1 protein-coding gene is annotated in these 2,967 nt (G+C 34.3%); it reads right to left on the bottom strand.

Annotation, left to right across the window (positions count from 1 at the left end; genetic code table 11):
* Nucleotides 1-1,110: 1,110 nt before the first annotated feature.
* On the bottom strand, nucleotides 1,111-2,478 hold the full coding sequence (locus ACFVSH_RS17655) for an MFS transporter (RefSeq protein WP_349728119.1): 1,368 nt from the start codon (nucleotides 2,476-2,478) through the stop codon (nucleotides 1,111-1,113).
* Between the last annotated feature and the right edge of the window lie 489 nt (nucleotides 2,479-2,967).

The following is a 2,967-nucleotide window of genomic DNA, read 5'->3' as shown; positions in this document are numbered from 1 at the left end:
TCAGTACCCCCTTTTACTCTCTTAATAAAATATCTTTCTATAGTTTTTAGCTATAAACAAATTCAATCTTCCGGCCAGACCAGGGAGTTATTCCCAATTATTATACGAGACATCTAGTGATATTTCAAAGTATTTCATATTATTCAAACTATTTCTAGATTTTTTTATGAAATAACTTTTATATTATATTTGCTTGTTTTCCTTGATCATTTTAATCCTCTGATCAAGTATTCCTGCAGTTAAATAAACACCAAAAGCACAAATAAGCCGCCAAATATTTGCTCATTCGTTATTTCACCCACCAATAAAAAAAGCAAGAAATTGCAGTAAAGGTAGAAATTAAAATCAAAAGAAACTCTCCTGACTCATTTAGTCCGATTCCGATTTCTCAAACTGATACATTCCGTAATAAATAAGAAAATGCACACGGGAAAATAATCATATAGCTAATTCCAATTATTTTGCCACTGATTAGGCAGATCCAACTCTAATATTCCTCACAAGTATCACATCCTTACATAAAGAGGAGTATCTCAATTGTTGTTGGTCATCACAATAATAGGAGTATTAGTTATATTGTTACAGGGAAGCTTGTCTGAGTTTTTTATACTAAATATAAAAAAGGTGCCCTTTTTATTTACTGGCCAACTATTTTTGGGCAGGTAATTTTATTTCTGGAACCTCTATCTTTTCGTAGCTGTCACCAATCTGGACCACTTTCGCACGTTGGTTGTAACATTGGTTTTATTATTAATTATTACTTATTTTAGCAAAAAGCCAAAGTGGGAGGGTTATAACTTACTCCTTTTAATAGAACTTGAACATATCACGGTAACGGATGCCGCTTTAGTTAGTGCTTTACAACCAGGATTCCCCCCTTTTAGGGAGTATCTTTCCGAATCAAAATTTTCATATAAAAAGGAGTCATCCTAAACTTATAAAATAGCTTTGTATGGCTACTATGTTAAGAAGACTCCTAATTTTTTTGAATAATGATAAAGTGTTAATCTATCTTTATAAAAATAGAGAAAGCAGACTTCTTTTATAGTCTGCCATGTAACTTCATTTTTCATTTTTTACTTTCAAAATTTTTTTAAAGTTACGTTTCTTTTAATAGTTTGATACATCCTCTTTTTCATCCATTTTGCTCGCTTCATCATGGCTCGCTTCTTCTAAGCTAAGGTTCTTTGTTTCAGGTGCCATAAAGACGGATACCAGTAATCCGATAACGTTCAATCCTGCTGCCAATAGCATCGTGGGTCCAACTCCATATGTTGCTAAAGCAATTGGTAAACCGAATGTTCCGACTGAGGCACCGATTCTGGTTACTGTTGTAGCAAAGCCAACTGCAGTTCCTCTAATTTCTGTCGGGAATAGTTCATTTGGATAAGCCCATTCAAGAATAGCAGGAGCTCCTGCGAAAAATGCATACATAAAGAACAAACTAACGATGATCCAACCGCTTGCTTCAGGTGCTAACCCCAGACCTAGCAGGGCGATTGTGGTAAAAAAGAAGCCCCCGATACAGAGAGATCTCCGTCCAATGCGATCAATAAAGAACATAGAGACCGTACACCCAATTAAAAACATGAATGAAATTAATGCCGATCCAATATGGGACAAATCCCCCTTATTTAAATTAAAGGTTTCTAACAAAGTTGGTGCAAATGTATAAATCGCAAACATCGGGATTAATTGAAAATTCCAGAATAGCATGACAAAAATTGTACGTTTTCGATAGGCGGGCGAAAAGAGTTTCATGAGACTTGGTTTTTGAACTGGCCCTGAAGGAATATCTTCTAGTGTCGTGGATTCCCCATAGATATTTTTCATGATTCGTAATGCCTTTTCTTTCTGTCCTTTGCTTAAAAGCCATCTTGGTGATTCAGGAGTATTTAAACGCATAAATATAACAATTAATGTAGGTATAGCACTTGATCCTAACATCCATTTCCAAGCATCCGGTCCTAAGTTTAATAAAAAGTAGCCTGCAAAGTAAGCGACAGTTGCACCCAAATACCAAGATATAGTAAGGAATCCGATCATTTTCCCTCGATATTTCTTAGGTGCAAATTCCGTTAACAACGAGGTGGCAATTGGATAATCAGCCCCTATGGCTATACCTAACAACACTCGGATAATGAATAGCTGTTCGACATTTGTTGCAAATATTTGAAGTATGGATAAAACAAGAAATGCTATTAGATCCAAACGATACATGCTTTCTCGGCCAATCCTATCCGTTAGATAGCCGAATATTATTCCACCAATGAATATTCCAATTAAAGCAGAAGACCCCAGTAGCCCGTTCCATAAACCATTGATCTCAAATGATTGATTTAATGGGATTAAAGCCATTGCAACGATGCTAAGTATATAACCATCAAGAAAAGGACCACCTGCTGTAAATATTGTTAATTTCATGTGGAATTTCGTTAATGGTGAATCATCAACAATATTACGCGCTTTGGTTGACATTACTATTTCCCCCTTTGATTAAAAGGTTTCTTTTTTTCTTCATAATAATTTGCGCTTCATTTCTTTTTTGTTCCCATTTTTCAAAAATCTGCCTGGATGAAAGATGGTTAAAATGAATTTTGCAAATTGTCAAGAATTACAACACTCTCAATAGCTTGTATAATTTAGAAATACATTATGAAGAACTAAGAAGGAAAAGTAATGCTTTACTGGATGAAGGATTTTCGTTATTAAATTGACAAACAAAATCGCATTTTTAACGAAAACCCATAAAATATCAACGAATTATTGGTAAAATACCAAACTGAGCACCCACATATAATTATTTCCAATGATATTGAACCAAAGCAAAGCAAAGCGATTTTCAGTACATCAAATTAAATACGTTATCTCCCGGTAACTCATTTTTACTAATATCGTAAAAACGTAATAGAACCATGTTGTATTTAATATTTTCTATTTACAAAGTATGTTCAACCTTATTCGAGT

The organism is Peribacillus sp. NPDC058002 (genome assembly GCF_042886655.1).
GTDB lineage: Bacteria > Bacillota > Bacilli > Bacillales > DSM-1321 > Peribacillus > Peribacillus aracenensis.
This window is presented reverse-complemented; position numbering and strand designations above follow the sequence as displayed.